We start from the raw sequence: 23,717 nt of genomic DNA, 5'->3' as shown, positions 1-23,717 counted from the left end.
GGCGGGGCTATTCGTTTTCGGATCGTTGGTATCAGCGGTAAATCGGCAAAAGCGCCTGTCTGACGAGGGTCAGTCCGTTGGCGATATCGCCGACCGGATCGGGTGCGGCGTCGAGCTCGAGGATGGCCCAGCCTTCATAGCCCCGGTCACGCAGCAGCCTGGCCCAGCCCGGCCAATCGACCCGGCCAAGGCCGAAACCGCAGAAATAGGGGCGATGGCGGTCATGAATATGCTCGTCGATCAAGGTATCAGCCGGCATCTGTCCCAGCGCATCCTTCCAATGGGCGATGATGACGCGCTCGTGGTGCCGGTCGACGAGCTGCAGCGGATCGGAGCCGGCAACGATGATGTGCGCCGTATCCGGGCACATATGCACATAGGCGGGATCGGTCAGCAGCATCAGCAGATCGACATCGCGCGCCGCCGCGAAGATCGAATGCGCTTCGGTATGGAGAGCGAGCCGCACACTCTTGGTATGGAGGGCAGCACCGAGGCGGTTGAGGAAATCGGCAATCTTGCGTGCCTGCTCGAAATCGAAGAAGCGGGTCGGCTGAGCGCCGAGCGTCTGGCGAAGCGGCGCTCCGATGACCATGATGTCGCTACCGCAGGCCTTGAGGAATTCGGCGTATTTTTCGGCCTTGTCGATGATGGCGGCCTGAGCGGATGCCTCGGTGAAATCGCCGGCGGCCTCGAGCTCGGCAAAGAAGCCGCTCGCCAGGGTCAGTCCGCGCCTGGAAAGTTCATCGGCAAACTTCTCGACCGAACCATAGGTTTTCGTCGCATCCTGCCAGTTGAAGGGCGAGAAGGTCAGCTCCACGCCGGTGACGCCGGAGGCCTGCACGGCATCGAGCATCTTGTCCCAGAAGGCGCGCGGCTCACTGCGTGATAGCGCGATGATGCCGTCATAATCCTTTACGCCCCAAAATCCGGGGTGGAAAAAGGTGACAAGATCGACACCAAAACGCAGCCGTTCCGTAGAGGTCATGAGACTATCCGTTCCTAAGACATGGAGGATCGATCGCGGAACCATGTGCCGCGGCAAATAATCCATAATGATTTCAATGCACTGCAAGTGGCAAACGTTTGCCGTGCCTGAATAGTAGACAAGTCGTTTTTATATGCAAGCGATTTTTGGCAAACGTTTGCTAAACGGCTGGGATTGCCGTAGCATCCCGCGCAGCAGGCATTGGGAAGGACGCCAAAAATTGAAGATTAACAAGGATATGCCGGCAGAAGAGCATTCCGGTCCTCTGATGGCGGATGTCGCTCGGCTGGCAGGCGTCGCGATTTCCACGGTGAGCCGGGCACTGGCCAATCCCGGTCGCGTGAACGAGAAGACCCGCGCCAAGATCGATGCCGCCGCCAAGCAGCTCGGCTATACGCCCAATGCCATGGCGAGGGGGCTCCGTGTCGGCAAGTCTAATGTCGTCATGATCATTCTGCCTGGCTCGCTCTATTACGGCGTCTCGCAGGTCATTCCCCTGGTCCTGCAGGGAATAAACCGGTCGTTGAGGCAGAATGGCTATCATCTGATGATTGCCAACCTCGATCGCGACGAGGCTTCCGAGCGCCACATCCTCGATCTGGCTTTCGGCGGCACGGTGCGTGGCGCCATCATTCTCTCCTCGGATCTACCGGTCGATGGCGGCCGGTCGCTCAAGGATTCGGCCCTGCCGATCGTCTCCCTTTTGTTCGATATGAGCCACGCGGCCCTGCCGAGTGTCGTGACCAATGATCGGCAAGCCGTTCGCGATGCCACGGCCGAATTGGTTGCCCTAGGCCATCGGCGTTTCCTGTATCTTGCCGGTCCGCAGGGTAATTATCACGACAATGAACGCTATCTGGGTGCGGTTGAAGCGCTTGCAGCCGCGGGGCTGCCGGAGACGGCGATCGTCAGGTCCGGCGGCAGCCTCGATTATCAGCATGGTTTCCAGATCGGCGTTGCCGCGGCGACTGAATTTGCCGATCTCCCGCTAAGGCCGACGGCCGTCATCGCCACCAGCGATGACATGGCAATTTCCTTCATGAGCTGCGTTCAGCGGATGGGCTGGAAAATTCCGGCAGATCTTTCCATCGTGTCCTTCGACGGCGCTCCGGTCTGCGAATATTCGCTACCGCCTTTGTCGACCATCGAACAGCCTGTCGAGGAAATGGGGCAGATGGCCGTGAACCTTCTGATGGAACGGATCGATGCGCCGGAGAAAGGGGCGGCCATTCGTCATGTCATCGCGAGCAAGCTTATTCGGCGCGAAAGCTTCGGTCCGGCGCCACTAGAGCCGGATGATTTTAGGTCTGTTCGACCTAAAATCTGAATCCGCTCTAGAATCAAAGAAGTAGAGCGTGATGTCGTCCGAAAACCGCATACACTTTTCGGCATCACGCTCTAAATGCTTAGGGCGGCGCGGCGTCACCCTCATTGGTGATTCCATTCCGTCCGAGCGATGAACGGAACAGTCGCGGCGTCGTCCCCGTCCGTCGCTTGAAGATGTCGTAGAACCGGCTGGCGGAGCCGAAGCCGCAATCATAAGCGATCTGCAGAATGGGGCTGCTGGTTTCGGCAAGCTGCTGCATTGCCCGCGCCAGGCGATAACGCGTCAGATATTCGTTGACCGAGATGCCCAATACGCTGCGGAAGATCTTGTTGGCCGTGCTTGGATGGATGCCGGCGAGCCCCGCCAGCATCGGCAGGCTTACCGGTTCGCAATAGCGGGTATGGATAAGGTCGGTCAATGTTTCGGTGCGCTGCACGGCGATGCTGGCGGTCGGTGCCGAGCGCCGCCGGGCAAAGTCATGATTGTCGTCGGGAGCATCGAGAACGAAACGCCGAATTCTGAGCTTGACTTCGTCGAGGATCAGCCGACGCCGAGCCATGTCGCCGTGCTCCCAGTCGGCCACCCATTGCGGCAGGAGCACAGTGTCGGCGGGGTAGGGGCGGGTATCGGCCGAAAATCGTCCCTGCAAGATCGACTGCCGCACGTTGCGATCGATCGGCAAGCTCAGGAAATCGACGAGCGGAAGATAGATGCAGATGAGCGGAACATCGGGGGTGACCGCAATCGTCCTGTGCGGAATGGCAGCCCAGAATAGCACCAGTCGCCCCGCGTCCACCTGCTCCTGCCTTCCGTTGAAAATATAGGTCATCTGCCCTTCCATGAGGAAGTTCAGCTCGACATGGTCGTGCCAATGCGCGGCACTCATGGCATTGGCTATGTGCCGCTCGATCAGAAAGCCGCCGGCGGATGCGATGAGAGCTTCATGCTCGACGGAATTGCTGGGTTTCGGCATGGGTCTGTCTGGTGGCGCGAATCCGGGAATAATTTCATTGATAGCAGGAGGAAATTCCGAATTGAAAGAAGCATTGAGGTTCAAAGCCATTCCATGCGGAGATCCCTTCATGCCAAAGATCTGTCTGATCGGTGCCGGCAGCACCGTCTTTGCCCAGAATATTCTGGGCGACGTCCTTTCCAGTCAGAGCGGTGGCGATTACGCCATCAGCCTCTTCGACATCGATCCGGAGCGCCTGAAAACATCTGAAATCGTTGCACGCAGGCTCTGCGAGGCGCTTCATCTCGACAAGGTGCGCGTCGAGGCGACGCTTGACCGCCGGCAAGCGTTGAAAGGTTCGGATTTCGTCATCCTGATGATGCAGGTTGGCGGCTACAAGCCGGCCACCGTGACGGATTTTGAAATCCCGAAACGGCATGGCCTCCGGCAGACCATCGCTGATACGCTCGGGATCGGCGGCATCTTCCGCGGACTGCGCACCATTCCCGTTCTCGAAGAAATCTGCCGCGACATGGAAGATGTGTGTCCCAACGCGCTCTTGATGCAATACGTCAACCCGATGGCGATCAATTGCTGGGCGATCAAGGAGATTGCGCCCAACATCCGCACCGTCGGGCTTTGCCACAGCGTGCAGCACACAGCCGCCCATCTCGCCGATTGCCTCGGCGAAGACGTCGCCGATATCAACTATCTCTCGGCCGGCATCAACCATGTCGCCTTCTTCCTCAAATATGAAAAGCTGCGAACCGATGGCAGTCGCGAGGATCTCTATCCGCGCCTGCGTGCCCTGGCAGAGGAAGGACGCATTCCCTCTGACGATCGCGTCCGTTTCGACGTTCTGAAAAGACTTGGCCACGTCGTCACGGAATCGAGCGAGCATTTCTCGGAATATACATCCTGGTACATCAAGGAGGGCCGTAGTGATCTGATCGAGCGACTCAATATTCCCCTGGATGAATATATCCGCCGCTGCGAGGTCCAGATTGCCGAGTGGCACGAGTTGCGCCACGACCTTGAAGGCGGCAAGCCGATCGATGTCTGCCGGAGCAACGAATATGCGGCCGGCATCATTCATGCGGCAGTCACCGGCCAGCCAGCGCTGATCTACGGAAATGTCCCCAACAACGGGCTGATCCAGAATCTGCCGAACGAATGCATCGTCGAAGTTCCTTGCCATGTCGATCACAACGGCATTCAGCCGATCCGCATCGGGCGGATACCTTCGCAGCTCGCATCCGTCATGCGCTTAAGCGTTTCCGTGCAGGAGCTGACGGTCGAGGCGGCACTGACGAAGAAACGGGATCGCATCTATCAGGCAGCCCTGTTCGATCCGCATACCGCAGCGGAGCTGTCACCCGATCAGATATGGGCGCTTGTTGACGATATGATCGAGCAACACGGCAGTCTTTTGCCCGCCTACCATTAGCCCCACCACGTCTTGAGCGACGATAATTCACCAGCGCGGTCTCTTCGAGAGAGGAGGCCGCGCGTTTGCTTTTTTGGCTCGATGGCGATCGCGAAATAGATCAAAAAAGATCAGAATTATGATTGACATTGATCTTATTGGATGGAAGTCTGAGCGAAATAGAAATGATTACGAAAGAGGAACCTTCATTGAGTCAGGCTGGAGGAGTCAAAGTCGATCGTCTCGACGCTATTCGTAGCCATCTGTATGCGAATGGATTTTCGACCATTCAGGCGCTCGCGGATGCCATCGGTGCTTCCTTGGCAACGGTGCGCAGGGACCTGCAGGTCCTCGAGCGGGAAGGCGCCATCGACCGCGTGCATGGCGGCGCCCGGATCGCCGAGGGATCGTCAGTGGAGCTTGCTTTTCAGGAGCGGGCCAAGCGGCATCTGTCGGCCAAGCGCGCGATCGCAACGGCTGCCTACGATTTGCTGGCGCCGCGCACGGCCATTTTTCTCGATGCTGGTACGACGGTTCTGCAGCTGGCACGGCTCATCCGTCTGAACCCGATGCCGCTGCGCATCTTTACGAACGGGCTGACAGTTGCGCAGGAATTCCTCAATATCCCCAATCTAGAAGTGGTGTTGCTCGGGGGACAATTGCGCAGCGAAAATGCTTCGCTCGTGGGGCCGCAGGCCGAAGCGATGCTCGAGAGCATCTGGTTCGATCAGCTCTTCCTCGGCGCAAGCGCCATCAGCCCGGACGGCGCGATCTATAGCGTCGACAGCGCCGAAGCGAGCCTCAATAGATGCATGCTCAGCCGGTCGGCGCACCGCTTCGTGCTCGCCGATTCCTCAAAATTCGGCACGATGGCGACCTATAAGGTCGCCCCCTTGAGTGCTGCCAAGGTGATTACCGATGGGGGTCTTTCCGCGCATTGGCGCAGCGAACTCGTTAATCTCGGCGTCGAGACGACGATCGCGGATCTCGGAGCGCCGGAATGAGCGACGACCTGATCCTCGGCATCGATGGCGGCGGCAGCAAGGTGCTGGTCGCTCTGGCGGAGCGAGCCGGCAACGTGCTGCTTATGTCGCGTAGCGGCGGCGTCAACCCGATGGACAATCCGAACTGGCGGCGCGAACTGGATCTTGCTCTGCGCCCCTTCCTGGAGCGGGAGCAGCCGGCGGCCGTCGCTGCAGCGCTGCCGGCCTATGGCGAAGTGGCACGCCTGTCGGAACAGCAGCTCGAGGCGATCGAGGCCAGCTTCCCCAAGGCGAAGCGGCATATTCTCAACGATGTCGATGCGGCTCATCTCGGCGCCTTCGCCGGAAAGCCTGGTATTCTGATCCTATCCGGCACGGGTTCGATGGCTTGGGCACGCAACAGCGCTGGCGCATCTGCGCGCGTCGGCGGATGGGGCGACGTCATCGGCGACGAGGGCAGCAGCTATTGGATCGGGCGGGCAGCTCTCAGCCTCGTCAGCCAGAGCCTCGACGGGCGGGCAGGTCCGACCGCGTTGGCGAAGGCCATGTTCGAATTTCTGAACCTCGACAGCATCGACCCGGTCAATGCGCTGGGAGGATGGGTGAGCGAACTCGAAAACCCTCGCGCCGAGATCGCTGCCCTGTCGATTCTCGTCGATCGCATTGCGCGCTCTGGTGACGGAGCAGCGAAACAACTGATCGAACAGGCCGCATCGGAACTGGCAAAGCATGCCGAAGCCATAGCGCCGCATTGCGATCCGGCCGCCGACTGGACCTATGCCGGCGGAACATTTGCAAGCCGCGCCCTGCTTGCCGCGCTCGAGCGGCGCGTCGGCCGCCCGGCCGTAAGCCCGAAGCTTCCTCCCATCGGCGGCGCCCTTCTGGCGGCTGCCCGCCTTCTCGACTGGCCGGTGGATGACGGCTGGATCACGCAAATCGCCGCAACGGCAAAGACCGCAGCGGTGCATTCAGGTGAAGCAGACCTCAATAACAAGGAAAGAAGGGAACATGCGTAAATTTACTTTGCCATTCGTCACTCTTGCGGCGCTCGTTGCCGCCGTTCCGGCTCTCGCTCAGGATGCAAAACCGCTTGCCGGACAATCGATCACGGTGCTGATGCCTTCGCCGCAGGCACCGAACATTCCCGGCGACTTCGAAGCCGAGACCGGCATTCACGTCAATATGCAGACACTCTCGTGGGACGATATCCGCCCGAAGCTCGTCACCTCGCTGATAGCAGGCACAGCACCGGCCGATGTCACCGAGTTCGACTGGTCATGGACGGGCCAGTTCAGCGCCGCGGACTGGTATCTGCCGCTCAACGACGTGATCGACGCCGATACGATCAAGGATATCGGTGTCTCCAAGATCTTCACGGTCAACGGCAATCTGCTCGGCGTGCCCTATACCAACGACTTCCGCGTCATGCTGATCAACAAGAAGCATTTCGCCGATGCGGGCATCACGACAATGCCGAAGACACTCGATGAGCTTGTCGCTGCCGCCAAGCAGATCAAGGAAAAAAAGATCGCGACCTATCCGATCGGCCTGCCGCTTTCGGCGACCGAAGGCGCGTCGACCAGCTGGTATCTGCTGACGAAAGCCTTTGGCGGCGAACTGTTCGACAAGGATTTCAAGCCGCTCTTCGTCTCGAAGGATTCGGCCGGCTACAAGGCGCTGGCCTTCGAATTGATGCTGCTGAAGGAAGGTCTCGTCGATCCCGCCTCCACCGGCCTCAAGGACAGCCAGATCAATGAGAGCATGTTTGCCCAGGGCGTCACCAGCATCATGATCTCGGGCGAGCCGGGCAGGATCGGTCAGATGAACGATCCGAAGCAATCGAAGGTCGCCGGCCAGGTCGAGGCGATCCTGGTGCCGACGGCTAGCGGCGAAACCCGCAGCTTCGGCCTTCCCGAAGCACTCGCGATCCCCCGCGTTTCGCAAAACAGGGAAGCCGCCATCGCCTTCGTCAAATGGTTCACCAGCAAGGAGTTCCAGAAGAAGAATGCGGCTAACGGCGCGTTGCCGACCCGCACCTCTGCACTGTCCGAGCTCAATTCCGCCGGCCAGCTGCTCAGCGGTGATACGCTTGTGGCGCAGTCGAAGACCGTCGAGCCGCTGTTCCCGCAGGGTACGCCTCCCTGGTATCCGGAATTCTCGAGCGCGGTGAACACGGCGATCAACAGCGCCGCGAAGGGCCAGGTCACCGTCGATCAGGCCATGCAGAACATCGCCGAAGCGGCAAAGCAGGCATCGGCGCAATGACAATCGCAGTCTCTGCCGGTGGCAGGAGCAGGCGTGGTGCCGGCGTCAAGGCCGACACCATGCTGGGTATCCTGCTTGTCTCGCCGATCCTGATCACGATGGCGGCCCTTGTCTTCTACCCGATCGGAAGAACGGTGTGGGACAGCCTGCACAGGGTCAATCCGATGCAGGCGGGAACGCCCTTTGTCGGGCTGGAAAACTACACGCGCATGCTCTCCGACGGGCAATTGGGCACGACCTGGGTCAATACGTTTCTCTACGTTGTGCTCGCAGTCGTGGCCGAGACGGTGTTCGGCGTGCTTGCCGCCGCCCTCATCAATCAGGTCAAGGTCGGCCGGCAATGGCTGCTCGCGGCCGTCGTCCTGCCCTGGGCGCTGCCCGGTGTCGTCAATGCCGTGATCTGGCTCTGGATCTACCAACCCGGCGCGGGATTGCTGAATGGCATTCTCTCGGCCATCGGGTTGCCATTCGAAAACCACGTCTGGTTCAACGATCGCACCAGCGCCATCATCGCAGTCACGGTGGTTCACGTCTGGCGGATGATGCCCCTGACCGTCGTCATCGTGCTGGCCGCCATGCAGAGCATTCCCGCTCATCTCTATGAGGCCGCGCGCATCGATGGTGCAACGCGCGCACAGATGTTCGCCCTTGTTACGCTTCCGCTGGTGCGCAGCGCCATTGCCGTTGCTATGACCAACGCGACCGTCAACGCTTTCAACCTCTTCGACGAGGCCTGGGTCTTGGCGGGTTCCAGCCTCGAGACGCGGCCGGTTCTCGTCCAGATCTATCTCGAGACCTTCCAGAACCTGCGCTTCTCCTATGGCATGGCCCTGTCTCTCGTGATCACGTTGGTCTCGCTGCTGGTCTCGCTCGTCTATGTCCTGCGCGTCTATCGCAACACCCGGTTTGACTGATGAAACAGAGCCTTTCCCATCGTTTGTTGATCTGGGCCGGTGTTGCGGCTCTCCTGATCTGGTCGCTCGGGCCGATCTACTGGACGCTCGCAAGCTCCATCACGCCGACCGAGGACTTTTCGGCACGACCCATCCATTTCTTTCCGCAGCATTTCACGCTGGATCACTTCTCGCGTCTCTTCGGCATCGATATTGCCAGGATCGGCGGAGTCCAGGTCTGGTCGCAGTTTCGCGCCGCGCTGATCAACAGCATCGTGACTTCGGTGGCTGCAACGCTTCTTTGCGTGGCGATATCGGCACTCGGCGCCTATGCCTTCACGCGGATCCAGTTTCCCGGCCGTGGCTTTCTGTTTGCCACCGTCGTCGCGACACTTGCAATTCCCGGTTATGCGGTACTCATTCCGCTTTATCGGATCATGATCAGCCTACATCTGGTCGATACCTATGTGGGCGTGGCGTTGATTTACGTTTCGGCTTACCTGCCCCTGTCGCTGTGGCTGTTGCGGAGCGTCTTCGAGGCGTTGCCGATCGCGCTTGAAGAGGCGGCACAGCTCGATGGCGCCGGCAGGCTCTACATCTTCTTCAACATTGTCCTGCCGCTCGCCGGTCCCGGCCTGACGGCAGCGGCAATTTTGACCTTTCTTGGCGCATGGGGGCAGTATCTCGTCCCGCTCATCTTCTCGCCGCAGGCGACGAAGCCCTTGACGGTGCTGATCCCGGAATTCGTCACCAAGAACTTCATCGACTATGGGCTGATCACGGCAAGCGGATCGATTGCCATCATCATTCCCGCCCTGGTCGTCATCTTTCTCAATCGATACCTCGTCAGCGGTCTGCTGGCCGGATCGGTCAAGTAAATCGGAGCTAGCATGAATACGACGGAAAAGGTGATCTTCGAGCAATTCCCCTATTGGGAAAAGGCGATTGGACTGGTCTCCGCCCCGCATGATGCCGAACTGACGGTTTTTCTGGGCTGCGGCACATCCTACAATCTCGCTTTGTCGCTCGCGGCTCACGCCAATCTTGCCGGCTATCCGGCGATTGCCGCGCCGGGTGCGGAATGGCTGAACCGGCCGGCCGCCTTCTGGCCGCGCTGGCAGAATGTCCATCTGGTGGCCCTTTCCCGCAGCGGCGAAACGACGGAAACCGTTGCTGCCGCCAAGACTAGCCGCAAAGCCGGCGTTTTCGTCACCGCCATCACGGTCGAGCCCGAAAGCTCGCTTGCCAAGAATTGCGACCGGCTAATCGAAGCGGCGACCCATGGCGATGAGGGCATCGTCATGACGGTCTCGGCGAGCCTGATGCTGCTTCTGGGCATGCAGATGGTCGGCGTGAAGATCCCGCCATCGATCGCCCAATCCGCACGCCGTCTCGCCGATCAGCTCGATGCGGCTCTTCCGAAGATCATCGAAGGTCGGTCGCATTTCGTTTTCCTCGGCAGCGGACCGCTCTACGGCATTGCCCTGGAAGGTGCGTTGAAGCTGATGGAAATGAGCCAGATCATCACCCAGGGCTTCCATCCGCTGGAATACCGGCACGGACCGATCAGCCTCGTCGATGGAAATACGGCGGTCGTCACGCTCTATAGCGCCGATCAGAAGGCTGCGGAAGCGCTGCTGGTCGAGGAGCTGCGGCAAAAGGGTGCGACCGTTATCGGCTTTGGCGGCCCCGGCGATCTGGAGCTGACCGTCGATTGCGATGCGGCAATTGTCGGTCTCTGCGTGTTACCGGCTCTGCAGATTCTTGGCGAACGGGCAGCGCAGTCGAAGGGTGTCGATACGGTGTCGCCCCGCCATCTGACCAAGGTCGTGATGCTCGGATGAACGCCGCCGTCGAACACAATCGCAGCATTGCGCTGAAGAAGCTTCTCGGTGACCGTGTCAAGACTATGCCGCGCGGGATCACATCGGTCTGCTCCGCGCATCCGCTCGTTATCGAGGCGGCACTGAGGCGTGCGGCCTTAGATGAGGCGGTCACGCTGATCGAAGCGACCTGCAATCAGGTCAATCAGGATGGTGGCTATACCGGAATGACGCCACGCGACTTCCGCCGTTTCGTCGAAGACATAGCCGCAGCTGTCGGCTTTCCTGTCGACCGCATCATCCTCGGCGGCGACCATCTTGGGCCGAACCCGTGGAGGAAGCTGCCCGCAGAGGAAGCGATGGCGAAGGCCGAGGCGATGATTGCGGCCTATGTCGAAGCAGGTTTCGAAAAGATCCATCTCGATACATCGATGGGCTGCGCCGGCGAGCCCGTAGCCTTGGCCGACGAGCTGACGGCGGAACGCGCCGCGCGGCTTGCACGCGTGGCGGAACAGGCTGCTCTTCGCTCCGGCCGCCGGCCGCCCGTTTATATTATCGGAACCGAGGTCCCGCCGCCGGGCGGCGCCACCCATGCCCTCGACGAGCTCGAGGTGACGCGACCCGAGGCGGCGATAAACACACTGGCAGTGCATCGTGCCGCCTTCGCCAAGGCCGGTGTCGAAGGCGCTCTGGAGCGGGTGATCGCCATCGTCGTTCAGCCAGGCGTCGAGTTCGGCAATGCCAATGTCGTCCTTTACAGACCGGATCGTGCGGATGGCTTGATTGGCGCTCTGGACCGAATGCCTGGCTTGCTCTTCGAGGCTCATTCAACGGACTATCAGCCCGCGGACGCACTTGCCGCCCTTGTGGAGGGCGGTTTCGCGATCCTCAAAGTCGGTCCGGGCCTGACCTTTGCCCTGCGAGAGGCGCTTTACGGCCTCGATGCCATCGCGTCGGTTCTCGCCGGAAGGGTTTTGTCCGATGCGATCCATGCGACCATGGACGCCGTCATGCTCGAAAATCCCGGTCACTGGAATTCCCATTATGGCGGCTCGGACGAGGAACAGCGCCTGCAGCGGCACTTCAGCTACAGCGACCGCATCCGTTATTATTGGCCGGACGAGAAGGCAGCAGCGGCAGTCGAGACCCTGCTTGCGCGCTTCGAGGGCGATATTCCGGAAACGCTCATCAGCCAGTATCTCGGCCGGGTCTATCCGGCAGTGGTCGCGAGGAAGGTTCTGCCTCGTGCGCGCGATCTCTGCATTGCGGCGATCGATGCGGCCCTGGAACCATATTCTGCAGCCACGATCGCATAATGGGTCGCCCGGCGTTGCCCGCCCCGGGTGGCCGACAAGGCGGCGATCAGACACACGCTTTTCTAATTGGAGATCATAATGGCGTCAGTCAGCGTGACAAATGTCCGCAAGAGCTACGGTCACTTCGAAGTTCTGCATGGGGTGGATATCGATATCGAGGACGGCGAATTCGTCATTCTCGTCGGCCCGTCGGGCTGCGGAAAATCGACCCTTCTTCGCATGATCGCCGGGCTTGAGGAGATCAGCGGTGGTGACGTCGCGATCGGCGGTCGGGTGGTCAATGATGTCGAACCCAAGAGCCGCGACATCGCCATGGTGTTCCAATCCTATGCGCTCTATCCGCATATGACCGTCGAGGCGAATATGGGTTTTTCTCTGCGGCTGGCCAAGGCGCCGAAGGAGGAGACCCGGCAGCGCGTGCGCGACGCGGCACAGATCCTCGGCCTCGAAAACCTGCTCGACCGCTATCCGCGCAATCTCTCCGGCGGCCAGCGCCAACGCGTCGCCATGGGCCGTGCGATCGTGCGCCAGCCTCAGGTGTTTCTCTTCGATGAACCACTATCCAACCTGGATGCAAAGCTGCGCGTACAGATGCGCTCCGAAATCAAGCTGCTGCATCAGCGCCTGCGCACGACCACGATCTACGTCACCCACGACCAGATCGAGGCCATGACGATGGCGGACCGGATCGTCGTCATGCGTGACGGCTATGTCGAGCAGATCGGCTCGCCGCTCGAACTGTATGACCGGCCCGCCAACCTCTTTGTTGCCGGTTTTATCGGTTCCCCGGGGATGAATCTCATCCGCGGCAAGATCAGCAGTGGCGGTCCGCTGGAATTCGTTGCTGATGGCGGAGCTCGCCTTCCGTTGCCGGCAGGGCTCGACGTCGCGCGCGGAGCAGAGATTGTCTACGGCATACGGCCCGAAAACATTGCCATAGGCGAGGGCGGCATCGATGCCGAAGTCGTCGTGGTCGAGCCGACCGGAGCAGAAACTCTTATCGTTTCTCGTATCGGGGTCGACGATCTTGTCATAGCGCTGCGCGAACGGGTCAGCGCGCGGGCCGGCGGCCGTCTTTCGTTGATACCTGATCTTGGAAGGCTGCATCTTTTCGACGGAGCTACCGGCCAGAGGCTTCGGTAAGCTTATTCGCCATTGCTTGCCTGGACCGCCGGCCTCGGCATCGAATTCGGTTTGTGCCGCAGCCTCCGAGGGCATGCGACACGATCGGTAGCGAGGAGACTCTTTGGTCTCAGTTGGCAGCCAGCCAGGCCTTAATCCCCGTGAGGCTATGAAAGTCATCGACTGCGCGTACCCTTACCGCAGGCAACGCAAGAGCTGTCATCTCCGCCAGAGCTCGGCCCGGTCCCAGCTCGAGGATCGTTGTTACGCCACGTTCAGCCAGAGCTTCGATCATATCAGCCCAATCGATCCTTTCGGCCAGTTGCCGCGCAAGCCCCCGGCGAGCGCGTTCCGGATCGACAACAAGCGTCGCACTGGTGGCAGTCATGAGGCGCAGCGCCGGGCGGTTCATGACTACCGAGGCAAGGGCTTTGTCAAACGGTGCCACCGCGCCGGCGAGCCGCGGTGTGTGGGAGGCGACATGCACCGCCATCGGCGCAGAGCGCACTGCGCCTTCTTCCAGTGCGGCGGTGCAGAGTGCATCGATCGATTGCCTGGCGCCGCCGATGATGAACAGGAGATCGGGGTTCACGATGGCGATGGCGCAGCCGAAACGATCGGCAAGCTCCTGCACCGCTGCCATTGGCAAACCACGCACATAGCCAAGCCCATCATCCGGCCCACCGACGGTGTCCATTTCCCGCGCCCGCTGATCGACCAGCTTCAAAGTGTCCATGGGCGACCAGATTCCAGCCACCCCCCACGCCGCCATTTCACCGACACTGTAGCCAGCCACCATCGTTTCGCTTGGCGCGCCGGCCGGGAAAAGGGCGCGAGCAATCGCAAGCGCGCGTGTTACGCACAGGATCTGACCTTCGCGGTTTGCATGCAACGCAGCTTCGGGTGCAGTCTGGCAGAATTCCGTTGGGTGCGTCCCAAGCACAGCGGCCGCGGTTTCGAAAATGAGCTGTGCTTCGGGTTCTGCCGCCAGCAGCCGGAACATTTCCCGGCTCTGGTGGCCTTGGCCCGAACACAGCAGCGTGAGGGTCACGATTCCAACACCTCGGTAAACAGCGCCATGGCAAGGAGATCGGCGCAACCGCCCGGGCTGAGATTGCGCGCCACGAATGCCTCGTGAATGGCCTTGGCATCCCATCGCCAGTTCGCGCGTGCGACCCCGCCATCAGCCAGGAAGGTGCGGGCCCTCTCACGCGCGAAATTCAACCCTTCTGGGCCGGCGCGATAAAGCAGATTGCTGTCGTCGACCACCGCGATCAGCGCCATGCACGCATGGACCCTTGCGGCTTCTTCGTCCCCCATGGCGAGGCGCCGTCCTTCGGCAAGCGCCGGGCGGGCAATATCGTAGACGGATGGCATGCCGGCGGCGGCCTCGGCCCGAGCGCCGCCAACATGGTAGCGTCGCGCCACGATGCCGCCGTGACTGTCCTGCTCTGGCGCCCTGCCGATGATGTCGCGTCCCCAACGCCATGCGACAAGGGCGCCGAGCGGCGCATGCCAGTCGCACGTCGCTGCCAAGCCGGCCGCCGCCGCCAGCAGGCCGAGGCCGAAAATGGCACCGCGATGGGTATTCACCCCTCCCGTCGCATCCCGCATTGCGCTTTCCGCTTCCATGCCGATTTGGCGCAGGCGATCCATGCCGACGTCCATGGCGCCCGCCTCGGCAAGCGCGACGAAGAATGGTTCCAGCGTCCGAGCGCTGAGACGGAGAAGATCGGCATCCATGTCGGCATGTGCGCCGTTGTCGATATGGCTGACCAATCCGGGCTTGGGCCAGGTCTCTACCTCCAGGATCAGCGCTCGTGCGGCATGCCGTCCGATCAGCAAGGGATCGCTATGCTTGACGGCGACAGGACTTAATTCGGCCAGCAATGGAAACGTCATGCAAAGAGCGCCTCCCGCGCAATCAGGGCCGATCCGGCGTGGGATTTAACCAGAAGTTCCGGGTTTCCCGATAGCCATTCGCGCCACTGGACGGCTGTGCCGCGAGGCGTGACCAATTCGGCATCGATACGCATTGGCGCGCGTTCTGCAATATCGTTCAGCAAAGCCGTCGCTCGCATCGCATCCGCGCTCGAGCGGCACTCGACCAGAAGATCGAGATCGGACGTATCGGTCAGATAGGAAAGGCCGGTCAGGTATTGCCAGGCAAGACTCCCGAAGCAGCGGCAAGAGAGGTCTGCCTCCAAGAGCGTGCCAATGGTTGGGCGCCATCGTGTCGGTGCCGCAGGCAGGACATCCCTCAGCAACGGCGGAGGTGCTGTCCGAATTACGGCAGCGGGCGGGCAGGCAAGCGCAAGGCGTTTGCGTCCCATGCCCGGAGGAAGGGGCAGCCCCAAGGGTACGACACCCATTGGGTCGCTGCAGATCCGACGCCGAAAAATTGCTGGTCGTCCCAGTGCCGCCCATGTCAGCAGATCGGGCTCCGTTTCGCTTTCGACTTGGCCACGCAGCAGCCTCGGCCATGCTTCGGAGCACACATAGGCCAGATCGTGGCGGCGGAGGGCAGCGACATCAACCATGGAGCAAAGCCAGCCGCTCGACTTCGGCCGCAATCGTGGCAGCCTTCGGCCGGCCGCCTCGATCGGCACCCAATTGTGCGCGCAGATCACGCGAAACGGGCTTGGCAAGAAGTGCTGCGAGTTGAGCGTTCAAAGGGACAGCTGGGTCCCAAACTTCCGCTATGGCTCCGGTCACAAGAAGATTATCGAGGCCCGGTGCGAAGACGGGCGTTGTCTCGGCTTTTTCTTTCAGCGTAGCGAGCGGCAGCTTGGTCACTCGGGCCATGGATGGCAGGTCCATGACTTCGGGCCAGGCGGTGGGCAGGGCCACCAGCGATCCGCAGGCTAGCGCAGTGGCAATGAAGGCGCCCGCTGCGCTGCCCCCATAGAGAAGGCCGACCGTGCGATGACCGGCCTGCTCCGCCTGCCACAAGGCCTTCGCCAGGTGCGCCAATGCCTCGCTGAGACCGAGGAGCTCGTCACGCCGGCTCATCCTTTGGCTGCCGGAGTCGACCAGGAACAGCAGAGGCGAGCTGTCTGGCCGCCGGGCGACTGAAAGGATATGCCCGGCCAGCGCTACCGCTTCGTCGACGCCCGGATAGGTCTTGTCGGCAATGCCGATCAGATCGATCCGGTTTTGCTGGTCCAACCGCCCCCAGCCGGTAACAAGCCCATCCGCCTGTGTGATCTCGTGGCCAGCGGGAAAGAGTGAGGACAGGATATCAGCGAGCTGCATCGGCGCTCTCCCGATGGATATTGGCTGTGGTGAGGAAAGTCCCGATGTCCCGCTCCGGTATCTGCCCAGGCTCTTCAATATGCAGCCGCGCCCATATCTCGGTGGCGTCATGGGCATCGCCAAAATGGCGCAATCGCTGTTCGAGCCGTGTCTGTTCGGCTTGTAGCACCGTCTCATCCAAAATGGCTTGCCGTTGCAGCGCGGCAATCGCACCGGCCCGGAAGGCGGCGATATCGTCCTCGACGAAGATATCAGTCCCGCCAATCAGGTAGCGATGCTTGCCGCCCATGGTTCGCCAGACGAGCGCCCGGTCGCGCGAGTCGAATTCTTCCACGCCCTTGTTCGTCTCGATGACCTCCGGCCCGGAAACGGATAAACGACCCTGCTCGGAGATGACGAGCGCCGAACAGCAGCCGGCAATCAGGCTGCCGCCGCCATAGCAGCCCGCCCGCCCGCCAAGAAGGCCGATGACGCGAACACCATCGGATCGCGCCTCCAGCACGGCGCGGATGATTTCGGAGATCGCCAGCTCGCCGGCATTGGCCTCCTGCAGGCGCACGCCACCCGTATCGAAGAGAATAACGACATCCCGCCGCAACCTGGCGGCGGCATGCAGCAGGCCCGTCAGCTTGGCGCCATGCACTTCGCCAATCGCACCGCCCATGAAGCGCCCTTCCTGGGCGGCCACCAGCACGGCGCGGCCGTCAATGCGGCCGGCACCGACGATGATGCCGTCATCGAACTGCCGAGGCAGATCGAAGAGCGCAAGGTGAGGGCTCGTCTCCCGTCGTTCCGGGCCTAGGAATTCGGTGAAGCTGTTGGCATCGAGCAGATGCAGCAACCGGCCGCGGGCAGATTCTTCATACCAGCTTCGGTGCAGCTTGTGAGGATCGTTCATTCCGGCTTCTCCATCAGCCGCACGCCCTGGGCCAGACGCAGCGCCACCATGTCAGGCCGTGCGCCGCCATCATTGATCGTGATGCGCAGACCGCCGGCAGCGGAGCGCGCCGCGAAATCCTCGGTGACCGCTGCCCAGAGCTCGGCGAAACCATGGGCGGGCGTGGCGATCTCGATGACGCAACGGTCGGGCGCCTCCAGTCGTTCAAGCAATACTTCGAGGTTGCCCGAAGCAACGACGCCCACCAGAGCCACGGCGCGGGTTCCGCCTGTCTGCGTCGATTTCAATTCATAGAGCAGATTTTCCATGGCATCGGCCTTACCAATTGCGGAACCGGGAAGGCGGCCTGTACAGGCCGCCGGAGGCAAGCATCAGATCCTTGATGGAATGCGCAACCAGCAGACTGCGATCGGCATCCAACGGATCGATTCCAAGATCTTCGGGACGCTGGATGACTTTGCGTTCGCGCAAATGCTCCACCATCTTGCGGTCCCGGGCGCGGCCGACCTCGGTGTAGCCGGCCACCCCCCGGATCGCCTGCTCCCGCTCTTGCCCGTCACGGCACAGCAGCAGATTGGCGATCCCTTCTTCCGTCACGATATGGGTCACGTCGTCACCGTAAACCATCACAGGAGCCAGTTCGAGCTGCAGCTTGTCGGCCAGATCCAGGGCCGCCAGTCGCTCGACGAACATCGGCACCATGCCATCGCCAAAGGTTTCGCCGATCTGAACGACCAGTTTGCGCCCGCGACGCAGGGCAGGGGTGGCTGCGGCGGGGTCGGCTTCCTGGCCCGCACGCAGCCATGCCTCGCTTGGATGGCGCCGACCCCGCGCGTCCGATCCCATATTGGGGGCGCCGCCGAAGCCGGCGACCCTGCTGCCGGTCACGGTCGAACTGTTGCCGGAAAGGTCGATCTGCAAGGTCGAGCCGATGAACATGTCGCAGGCATAGAGTCCGGCGGTCTGGCAAAAGGCGCGGTTGGAACGCAGCGAGCCGTCAGGCCCGGTGAAGAAAATGTCGGGACGAGCCCGCATATAGTCTTCCATGCCCACTTCGGACCCGAAGCAATGGATCTGTTGCACCCATCCGGCCTCGATGGCGGGGATCAGAGTGGGGTGGGGGTTCAGCGCCCAGTGCGTGCAGACCTTGCCCTTCAATCCCAACCGTTCGCCGTAGGTCGGCAGCAGCAGCTCGATGGCCGCGGTATTGAAGCCGATGCCATGGTTCAGACGGCGCACGCCATAGGGCGCGTACAATCCCTTGATGGCCAGCATCGCCGTCAGAATTTGCGTTTCGGTTATGGCCGCGGGGTCGCGCGTGAACAGCGGTTCCACATAGAAGGGGCGCTTGGCATCCACCACGAAATGAACCTGGTCGGCGGGAATGTCGACGCGCGGCACGCGATCGACGATCTCGCCCACCTGGGCGACGACCAGTCCCTTGCCGAAGCTCGTCGCTTCCACGACCGTTGGCGTGTCCTCCGTATTCGGCCCGGTGTAGAGATTTCCCTCCTTGTCGGCGCTGACCGCGGCAATGAGCGCTACCTGTGGTGTCAGATCGATAAAGTAGCGGGCGAAGAGTTCCAAATAGGTATGAACGGCACCTAGTTCGATCTGGCCACCGAACATCATACGTGCGATGCGGGCCGATTGCGGGCCGGAATAGGAAAAATCGAGCAGTCGGGCGACGCCGCTTTCGAAAATATCGAGATGCTCGGGCAAGACCACGCCCGACTGTACCATATGCAGGTCGTGTATCCTGGCGACATCGACCTTTGACAGCGCCTTGGCCAACAGGTCGGCCTGCTTCTGGTTGTCGCCCTCAAGGCAAACGCGGTCCCCAGGCTTCAGGATCGCTTCCAGGAAAGCGACGAGCCGTTGCGGGTCGACAAGCTTGCCGGCAGAGAAGTGCTGGCCGGCTTCAAGGCGCGCCAGCCTGTCGCGACCTTTCGTATTCCAATCATGCATCTGATTGCCCTTTGTATGCGCAAGAGCGTGTTTCTGGAAATATAATGTACACACAATTGCGAAAACTGCAACAACGTGTATTTTAAAATTGTCATGCGGTTTATCTGTATGCATTGGAGGAGGAAAAATGGTGTACTTGTATTTTTATCGAGGCGCATGCGGGGAGGGTCGCTCATGATGATCTCCGGTGTTGCAATGCTTGCCCTTTGTACCCTCCTGGGGAGTGTCCTCGGTGACCTCCTGGGGGTGGCGCTTGGCGTGAAGGCGAATGTCGGCGGTGTCGGCATTGCCATGATCCTGCTGATCTCCACGCGGCTTTGGTTGAATAGACGAGGCTTGTTGACGCTGCCGCTCAAACTCGGCGTTGAGTTCTGGGGAGCTCTGTACATTCCGATCGTCGTCGCCATGGCGGCGCAGCAAAACGTGCTGGTGGCTGCGCGCAGCGGCCCGCTGGTGCTGATCGCGGGCATCGCGACGGTCTTCGTTTGCTTCGCAACCGTCGCGCTGATGAGCCGTATCGGCGAGCGAGGCGAAACGATGGATGAAATCGAAGCAAAGGCCAGGGGCGAGCTTGCCGTCTCCGGCAACCCGGTCTGAGGGAGGCTGCCATGGAGATCCTGAAACACGACTTGACCGCCAACAGCCTGCTTACCGCGTTTGCGATCGTCGGATTGGTCATGTGGCTGTCGAATGCCATTTCGAAATATGTCCTTTTCGGTCGCGTCCACGGCTCGGCCATCGCAATCGTTCTGGGGCTCGCCGCCGCCTTTGCTGCTGGTCTTTGGACCGGAGGCGAGAAAGGGGTGGTGGATATTCCCATCCTCAGTGGCATCGGCCTGCTGGGCGGAGCCATGCTGCGCGACTTCGCCATCGTCGCCACGGCCTTCGAAGTGGATGTTGCGCAAGCTCGCAAGGCTGGTGCGGTCGGTGCGCTGGCCCTTGGTCTCGGTACGCTGCTGCCGTTCATTGTCGGCTCGTTGCTCGCCGTCGCTTTCGGTTACACGGATGCCGTATCCATAACGACGATCGGGGCTGGTGCCGTTACCTACATCGTGGGGCCTGTGACGGGCGCCGCTCTGGGCGCAAGCTCGGCCGTGATCGCACTGTCGATTGCGACCGGTGTTTTCAAGGCGGTTCTCGTCATGGTCGGAACACCGATCGTGGCCAAGGCGATCGGTCTCGACAATCCCCGCAGCGCCATGGTGTTCGGCGGCCTGATGGGAACCGTCAGCGGTGTGTCGGGCGGTTTGGCAGCGACCGATCGCCGTCTCGTTCCCTATGGCGCACTGACGGCAACGTTTCATACGGGGCTGGGCTGCCTCGTCGCACCTTCGATCCTTTACCTTGCCGTACGGGCACTTGCAGGGGGGTGAAACAATATGGGAAAGCCGATGATCAGTGCAGGAGAAGGCTCTCAAATGCCGCATCCTGCACAGGATCGCCAAGGACGATTTGGGTGGGATCGGCGATACCTCGACGTGCGCCGGTCCCCGCTTTCGTCGACGATTTGGCCGCCAACCGCCAGAGCAAGCCGGATGTGAGTTGATGCTTCATATCGATTGCTATCTGTCGAATTGGATGGTGTAAAACTGAATGATTGCCTGCCAAATCGGAAGCAAGGTTTGAAATGACAGAATTCGACGAAGCTGGATCGATTGGCCAGCGCATTAAACTGGTGCTGATGGATGAGATCTCCTCCGGCGCCATAAGGCCTGGCTCAAGTTTGGACGAAGCAACGCTCAGCAGCCGCTTTGGTGCTTCCCGCACGCCGGTGAGGGACGCTCTGCGTCAGCTGGAGGCGATCGGCCTGGTCGAGATTCGGCCGCGACGCGGTGCAACGGTCCTGCCGCTGACCTTGCCGCGGCTGATGGAGATGTTCGAAGTGACCGCAGAGATGGAATGCATGTGCGTCCGTCTGGCAACCCATCGGATAACAGGCGTGGAGCGCGCGGTTCTAACCGAAATTCACGAGCGTTCCGAACTCGCGGCGAAGGCGGACGACTTCGAACAGTATGACAAGCTCAACTTGTCCTTCCATGAATCATTGTATCGCAGCGCGCATAACGAGTTTCTGTTTGATGAATTGATGCGGCTGCGCGCAAGGCTCCTGCCATTCCGCAGGACTCAGCTGCGTCAACCGAAGCGATTGACAGCTTCATTCCTTGAGCACGAGGCGATCCTGCGAGCCATGATGCGCGGCGATGCAACGGAAGCGGCCCTGGTCATGCGCGAGCACATGCTGAATGCGGCGCTGGCATTGGCACGCTATATGGAAATCGGCGAGGGAGCCGAATGAATGCACAACGGTTCCATCGTCGCGTAAGCTGTCCGAACCTGATCGCCCGTCCTGCATCTGGGGCAAGTACGGGGATTGATCCCGCGGCGCCTAGCCGATCTTAGCGGTCTGTATGGCATCCGAACCACTTCCTAATCTGCTGTGGCTCGTCGGCTTTCGAGGTATTTCGAGCGTAATGGTAAGGCCGCTGGCAGCAGGCAGCGACGCAATCACCCGACCGCCATGGCGCTCGATCGCCTGCCGGGTAATGGCAAGGCCAAGGCCGTATCCGTCTCCTGTCACGGCATCGTTGCCGCGCGAAAAGGGTTGAAAGATGCGCTCCAGCTCGTCTCGCCTGACGCCCGGCCCCTGATCGGCGACGCGGATATTGAGGAGATCGTCCCTTATCTCGCAAAGCACGGCTATATGTGAGTGGACATCCGTGTATTTGACGGCGTTGCGCACGACGTTTTCCAGCGCCCTGTAGATCAATTCCCCCTCGACGTCAGCCGGGAACGAGCCGCCGATGCTGGTGGTGATCGAAACATCCCGCGCCTGCGCCTCGAATGCGGCGTCGCCCAGGATTTCGTTCAGGAGTTCGATGACATCGAGGGACTGGGTTTTCAACGGCATGCTTGAGGTGGCGGTCAGCCTGGCAAGCGTCAGAATTTCACCCACCAGCACATCAAGGCGCTCGACCTCGCGGTCCATGCGGTCCAGCATGACATCGAGTTTTGCCGGGCTTTGCCGCAGAACGCCCACGGCGGCTTGCAGGCGGGACAATGGCGAGCGCAATTCGTGCGACACATCATGAAACAGCTGCTGCTGCGCATTCTGAAGCTCCTGCAATCGCGCGGCGCTGGCATCGAAGTCGTGGGCGAGCGCCGTGACTTCGTCCGTTCGTCCGGCCATCTTGTCGCCGATGCGGAAGTCGAAGCGGCCATTTGCAAGCGCGCTCAGGCCGTTTCGCAGGTGCACGACAGGGCGGATGAGATATCGGGCGAGCGCACCTGCCGCAATCGTGCTCGAAATCAGGATCGTGAGCCATGGCAATATGGGAGCCAGATTTTCAAAGGTGAAACTCATCGGTGTCGCCGCGAAAATTCGGTAGCAATTTCCATCCTTTAAGATGGAACGCTCATCGGCCGCGTCCGCCTGCGGACATGTGTTGGCGTTCGAGGTCGTCGACAGGGAAAGGCCAACCGGTTGTGTTTCTTCGCTCGTGGATACGAAGCGTCTGGCGGCGTCTTCGCCGTCCTCGATCAGGATGTTCGCGGTAAGCTTGACGAGGAGCGTCCGCCGGTCCTGTTCCAGCTCATGTGCGAAGGGGACCGCCTGAATGAGCTTGACCGTGATAATGACGACGCCGACGGTTGCTGCAAGCGTCAGCCAGATAATCGTGAAGAACTTCCAGAAGAGTTTTGGCATGGTCAATCCACGAGCAGTTGATAGCCCAGGCCTCGCACCGACTGGATCCAGGATTGCCCGTCCTTTCGCAGACCAAGTTTCTGACGAACGCTGCTGATATGAACATCGATGCGGCGATCGAAGGGCGTAAGCGGCTTTCCGAACGCCTGCTTGGAAATGTCCTGCTTTGACACCAGCTGGCCGGCGTTGCGAGCAAGGACTTCCAGCAGGCCGAACTCCGTGCCGGTCAACTCCAGCGGCTCGCCGCACCATTCGGCGCTTCTTTTGCCCGGATGGATCACGAGCTGACCCGCTTTCACCGCATCAATCGAAGCACCCGCCGGCTGGTGCGTCCGGCGCAAGATCGCGCGCAGCCTCGCCGCAAGTTCGCCCGGCGAACAGGGCTTTGGAACATAGTCGTCGGCACCAAGGTTCAGACCGGATATTCTGTCGATGTCATCGCCTCTTGCCGTCAACATCAGCACAGGGATTTCACTGAGCTTGCGGATCCTTTGCAGAACCTCGATCCCGTTCATCCGGGGCATCATGATATCAAGGACGATGATGTCGACCGTATTTGCGGCCGCCGCAGCAATGGCCGCGCGCCCGTCCGTGTCGGTTGCGACGTCATATCCTTCCTCGGTGAGATATTCCTGCAAAAGCATCGTTAGCTCGACATCATCGTCGATGAGAAGAACCTTGCTCATTCACCCTGTCCACCATTCGTATCGGCAATGCATACAATATAAAGCTGAAGCTCAGGCCAAGTTTTACATAACTTAACACTCACTTGACCGCACTTAACATTCGCCCGGCTACTGA

At 60.8% G+C, this 23,717-nt stretch carries 24 protein-coding genes; 13 read left to right on the top strand and 11 right to left on the bottom strand.

The features are described 5' to 3' along the window. Positions 1–31: 31 nt before the first annotated feature. Positions 32–985 (bottom strand): sugar phosphate isomerase/epimerase family protein, encoded by a 954-nt coding sequence (locus AC13Q5_RS16345; RefSeq protein ID WP_488502401.1) that lies wholly within the window; start codon positions 983–985, stop codon positions 32–34. 220 nt (positions 986–1,205) lie between these two features. Between AC13Q5_RS16345 and AC13Q5_RS16340 the strand changes: the two genes are divergently transcribed. Then, positions 1,206–2,312 carry a LacI family DNA-binding transcriptional regulator gene (locus AC13Q5_RS16340; protein ID WP_488502400.1) on the top strand — a complete coding sequence of 369 codons (1,107 nt, stop codon included), beginning with the start codon at positions 1,206–1,208 and terminating at the stop codon, positions 2,310–2,312. A 79-nt stretch (positions 2,313–2,391) separates the two neighbouring features. Here the strand turns inward: AC13Q5_RS16340 and AC13Q5_RS16335 are convergent, their stop codons facing one another. Further along, the gene (locus AC13Q5_RS16335) at positions 2,392–3,285 is read right to left on the bottom strand and encodes a helix-turn-helix domain-containing protein (protein WP_488502399.1); all 894 of its coding nucleotides are present in this window, start codon (positions 3,283–3,285) and stop codon (positions 2,392–2,394) included. A 109-nt stretch (positions 3,286–3,394) separates the two neighbouring features. Between AC13Q5_RS16335 and melA the strand changes: the two genes are divergently transcribed. The 9 genes from melA to AC13Q5_RS16290 all read left to right on the top strand — a co-directional run bounded on the left by melA (position 3,395) and on the right by AC13Q5_RS16290 (position 13,113). After that, the gene (melA, locus tag AC13Q5_RS16330) at positions 3,395–4,711 is read left to right on the top strand and encodes an alpha-galactosidase (RefSeq protein ID WP_488502398.1); all 1,317 of its coding nucleotides are present in this window, start codon (positions 3,395–3,397) and stop codon (positions 4,709–4,711) included. A 188-nt stretch (positions 4,712–4,899) separates the two neighbouring features. After that, positions 4,900–5,694 (top strand): DeoR/GlpR family DNA-binding transcription regulator, encoded by a 795-nt coding sequence (locus AC13Q5_RS16325; RefSeq protein WP_488502397.1) that lies wholly within the window; start codon positions 4,900–4,902, stop codon positions 5,692–5,694. Then, positions 5,691–6,689 (top strand): N-acetylglucosamine kinase, encoded by a 999-nt coding sequence (locus tag AC13Q5_RS16320; protein ID WP_488502396.1) that lies wholly within the window; start codon positions 5,691–5,693, stop codon positions 6,687–6,689. The genes AC13Q5_RS16325 and AC13Q5_RS16320 overlap by 4 nt, the downstream gene beginning before the upstream one ends. Continuing rightward, positions 6,682–7,938: an ABC transporter substrate-binding protein gene (locus AC13Q5_RS16315; protein WP_488502395.1), complete on the top strand. Its 1,257-nt coding sequence runs from the start codon at positions 6,682–6,684 to the stop codon at positions 7,936–7,938. The genes AC13Q5_RS16320 and AC13Q5_RS16315 overlap by 8 nt, the downstream gene beginning before the upstream one ends. After that, on the top strand, positions 7,935–8,852 hold the full coding sequence (locus AC13Q5_RS16310; protein WP_488502394.1) for a carbohydrate ABC transporter permease: 918 nt from the start codon (positions 7,935–7,937) through the stop codon (positions 8,850–8,852). Before AC13Q5_RS16315 ends, AC13Q5_RS16310 begins: the two co-directional genes overlap by 4 nt. Continuing rightward, positions 8,852–9,709 carry a carbohydrate ABC transporter permease gene (locus AC13Q5_RS16305; protein WP_488502393.1) on the top strand — a complete coding sequence of 286 codons (858 nt, stop codon included), beginning with the start codon at positions 8,852–8,854 and terminating at the stop codon, positions 9,707–9,709. The genes AC13Q5_RS16310 and AC13Q5_RS16305 overlap by 1 nt, the downstream gene beginning before the upstream one ends. Positions 9,710–9,721: 12 nt before the next feature. Continuing rightward, positions 9,722–10,675: an SIS domain-containing protein gene (locus tag AC13Q5_RS16300; protein WP_488502392.1), complete on the top strand. Its 954-nt coding sequence runs from the start codon at positions 9,722–9,724 to the stop codon at positions 10,673–10,675. Then, entirely contained in the window at positions 10,672–11,970 is a 1,299-nt protein-coding gene (locus AC13Q5_RS16295) for a D-tagatose-bisphosphate aldolase, class II, non-catalytic subunit (RefSeq protein ID WP_488502391.1), read from the top strand. Before AC13Q5_RS16300 ends, AC13Q5_RS16295 begins: the two co-directional genes overlap by 4 nt. Before the next feature lie 78 nt (positions 11,971–12,048). Beyond that, positions 12,049–13,113 carry an ABC transporter ATP-binding protein gene (locus tag AC13Q5_RS16290; protein ID WP_488502390.1) on the top strand — a complete coding sequence of 355 codons (1,065 nt, stop codon included), beginning with the start codon at positions 12,049–12,051 and terminating at the stop codon, positions 13,111–13,113. A gap of 109 nt (positions 13,114–13,222) precedes the next feature. On the opposite strand, the gene AC13Q5_RS16285 is transcribed toward AC13Q5_RS16290, so the two are convergent. The 7 genes from AC13Q5_RS16285 to mdcA are packed head-to-tail and all read right to left on the bottom strand — an operon-like array spanning position 13,223 to position 19,213. Then, positions 13,223–14,143, bottom strand: coding sequence for an ACP S-malonyltransferase (locus AC13Q5_RS16285; RefSeq protein ID WP_488502389.1), 921 nt, complete (start codon positions 14,141–14,143; stop codon positions 13,223–13,225). Beyond that, positions 14,140–14,994, bottom strand: a complete 855-nt coding sequence (gene mdcB / locus AC13Q5_RS16280; protein WP_488502388.1) for a triphosphoribosyl-dephospho-CoA synthase MdcB — start codon at positions 14,992–14,994, stop codon at positions 14,140–14,142. Before mdcB ends, AC13Q5_RS16285 begins: the two co-directional genes overlap by 4 nt. Beyond that, the gene (gene mdcG, locus AC13Q5_RS16275; RefSeq protein ID WP_488502387.1) at positions 14,991–15,632 is read right to left on the bottom strand and encodes a malonate decarboxylase holo-[acyl-carrier-protein] synthase; all 642 of its coding nucleotides are present in this window, start codon (positions 15,630–15,632) and stop codon (positions 14,991–14,993) included. Before mdcG ends, mdcB begins: the two co-directional genes overlap by 4 nt. Beyond that, positions 15,625–16,347, bottom strand: coding sequence for a biotin-independent malonate decarboxylase subunit gamma (locus tag AC13Q5_RS16270; protein ID WP_488502386.1), 723 nt, complete (start codon positions 16,345–16,347; stop codon positions 15,625–15,627). Before AC13Q5_RS16270 ends, mdcG begins: the two co-directional genes overlap by 8 nt. After that, positions 16,334–17,245 carry a biotin-independent malonate decarboxylase subunit beta gene (locus tag AC13Q5_RS16265; protein WP_488502385.1) on the bottom strand — a complete coding sequence of 304 codons (912 nt, stop codon included), beginning with the start codon at positions 17,243–17,245 and terminating at the stop codon, positions 16,334–16,336. Before AC13Q5_RS16265 ends, AC13Q5_RS16270 begins: the two co-directional genes overlap by 14 nt. Further along, positions 17,242–17,553: a malonate decarboxylase acyl carrier protein gene (gene mdcC / locus AC13Q5_RS16260; protein WP_113240406.1), complete on the bottom strand. Its 312-nt coding sequence runs from the start codon at positions 17,551–17,553 to the stop codon at positions 17,242–17,244. The genes AC13Q5_RS16265 and mdcC overlap by 4 nt, the downstream gene beginning before the upstream one ends. 10 nt (positions 17,554–17,563) lie before the next feature. Next, positions 17,564–19,213 carry a malonate decarboxylase subunit alpha gene (mdcA, locus tag AC13Q5_RS16255; protein ID WP_488502384.1) on the bottom strand — a complete coding sequence of 550 codons (1,650 nt, stop codon included), beginning with the start codon at positions 19,211–19,213 and terminating at the stop codon, positions 17,564–17,566. A gap of 174 nt (positions 19,214–19,387) precedes the next feature. On the opposite strand from mdcA, the gene madL reads away from it, so the two are divergent. From madL to AC13Q5_RS16240, 3 genes are all read left to right on the top strand, one after another. Then, complete coding sequence (gene madL / locus AC13Q5_RS16250) at positions 19,388–19,810, top strand: malonate transporter subunit MadL (protein ID WP_488502383.1); 423 nt, start codon at positions 19,388–19,390, stop codon at positions 19,808–19,810. An 11-nt stretch (positions 19,811–19,821) separates the two neighbouring features. Then, positions 19,822–20,586 (top strand): malonate transporter subunit MadM, encoded by a 765-nt coding sequence (gene madM / locus AC13Q5_RS16245; RefSeq protein WP_488502382.1) that lies wholly within the window; start codon positions 19,822–19,824, stop codon positions 20,584–20,586. Between the two features lie 254 nt (positions 20,587–20,840). After that, entirely contained in the window at positions 20,841–21,509 is a 669-nt protein-coding gene (locus AC13Q5_RS16240; protein ID WP_488502381.1) for a GntR family transcriptional regulator, read from the top strand. 90 nt (positions 21,510–21,599) lie between these two features. Here the strand turns inward: AC13Q5_RS16240 and AC13Q5_RS16235 are convergent, their stop codons facing one another. Together AC13Q5_RS16235 and AC13Q5_RS16230 are read right to left on the bottom strand one after the other, a co-directional pair. Then, positions 21,600–22,916 carry a HAMP domain-containing sensor histidine kinase gene (locus tag AC13Q5_RS16235; protein WP_488502380.1) on the bottom strand — a complete coding sequence of 439 codons (1,317 nt, stop codon included), beginning with the start codon at positions 22,914–22,916 and terminating at the stop codon, positions 21,600–21,602. 2 nt (positions 22,917–22,918) lie between these two features. Beyond that, positions 22,919–23,602, bottom strand: a complete 684-nt coding sequence (locus AC13Q5_RS16230) for a response regulator (RefSeq protein ID WP_075854807.1) — start codon at positions 23,600–23,602, stop codon at positions 22,919–22,921. Positions 23,603–23,717: the final 115 nt, after the last annotated feature.

The organism is Martinezella sp. CNPSo 3964, from assembly GCF_057784375.1.
The sequence above is the reverse complement of the archived record's forward strand: the minus strand, read 5'-3'. Positions and strand labels throughout refer to the sequence as shown.

What these genes read in the sequence shown, in the direction of transcription:
- AC13Q5_RS16230 (WP_075854807.1), bottom strand. Translation starts at nt 23,602, where the DNA reads ATGAGCAAGGTTCTTCTCATCGACGATGATGTCGAGCTAACGATGCTT.
- AC13Q5_RS16320 (WP_488502396.1), top strand. Translation starts at nt 5,691, where the DNA reads ATGAGCGACGACCTGATCCTCGGCATCGATGGCGGCGGCAGCAAGGTG.
- AC13Q5_RS16345 (WP_488502401.1), bottom strand. Translation starts at nt 985, where the DNA reads ATGACCTCTACGGAACGGCTGCGTTTTGGTGTCGATCTTGTCACCTTT.
- mdcB (WP_488502388.1), bottom strand. Translation starts at nt 14,994, where the DNA reads ATGACGTTTCCATTGCTGGCCGAATTAAGTCCTGTCGCCGTCAAGCAT.
- AC13Q5_RS16295 (WP_488502391.1), top strand. Translation starts at nt 10,672, where the DNA reads ATGAACGCCGCCGTCGAACACAATCGCAGCATTGCGCTGAAGAAGCTT.
- AC13Q5_RS16270 (WP_488502386.1), bottom strand. Translation starts at nt 16,347, where the DNA reads ATGCAGCTCGCTGATATCCTGTCCTCACTCTTTCCCGCTGGCCACGAG.
- mdcG (WP_488502387.1), bottom strand. Translation starts at nt 15,632, where the DNA reads ATGGTTGATGTCGCTGCCCTCCGCCGCCACGATCTGGCCTATGTGTGC.
- madL (WP_488502383.1), top strand. Translation starts at nt 19,388, where the DNA reads ATGATGATCTCCGGTGTTGCAATGCTTGCCCTTTGTACCCTCCTGGGG.
- AC13Q5_RS16240 (WP_488502381.1), top strand. Translation starts at nt 20,841, where the DNA reads ATGACAGAATTCGACGAAGCTGGATCGATTGGCCAGCGCATTAAACTG.
- melA (WP_488502398.1), top strand. Translation starts at nt 3,395, where the DNA reads ATGCCAAAGATCTGTCTGATCGGTGCCGGCAGCACCGTCTTTGCCCAG.
- mdcC (WP_113240406.1), bottom strand. Translation starts at nt 17,553, where the DNA reads ATGGAAAATCTGCTCTATGAATTGAAATCGACGCAGACAGGCGGAACC.
- AC13Q5_RS16315 (WP_488502395.1), top strand. Translation starts at nt 6,682, where the DNA reads ATGCGTAAATTTACTTTGCCATTCGTCACTCTTGCGGCGCTCGTTGCC.
- AC13Q5_RS16265 (WP_488502385.1), bottom strand. Translation starts at nt 17,245, where the DNA reads ATGAACGATCCTCACAAGCTGCACCGAAGCTGGTATGAAGAATCTGCC.
- AC13Q5_RS16300 (WP_488502392.1), top strand. Translation starts at nt 9,722, where the DNA reads ATGAATACGACGGAAAAGGTGATCTTCGAGCAATTCCCCTATTGGGAA.
- madM (WP_488502382.1), top strand. Translation starts at nt 19,822, where the DNA reads ATGGAGATCCTGAAACACGACTTGACCGCCAACAGCCTGCTTACCGCG.
- mdcA (WP_488502384.1), bottom strand. Translation starts at nt 19,213, where the DNA reads ATGCATGATTGGAATACGAAAGGTCGCGACAGGCTGGCGCGCCTTGAA.
- AC13Q5_RS16310 (WP_488502394.1), top strand. Translation starts at nt 7,935, where the DNA reads ATGACAATCGCAGTCTCTGCCGGTGGCAGGAGCAGGCGTGGTGCCGGC.
- AC13Q5_RS16335 (WP_488502399.1), bottom strand. Translation starts at nt 3,285, where the DNA reads ATGCCGAAACCCAGCAATTCCGTCGAGCATGAAGCTCTCATCGCATCC.
- AC13Q5_RS16290 (WP_488502390.1), top strand. Translation starts at nt 12,049, where the DNA reads ATGGCGTCAGTCAGCGTGACAAATGTCCGCAAGAGCTACGGTCACTTC.
- AC13Q5_RS16235 (WP_488502380.1), bottom strand. Translation starts at nt 22,916, where the DNA reads ATGCCAAAACTCTTCTGGAAGTTCTTCACGATTATCTGGCTGACGCTT.
- AC13Q5_RS16305 (WP_488502393.1), top strand. Translation starts at nt 8,852, where the DNA reads ATGAAACAGAGCCTTTCCCATCGTTTGTTGATCTGGGCCGGTGTTGCG.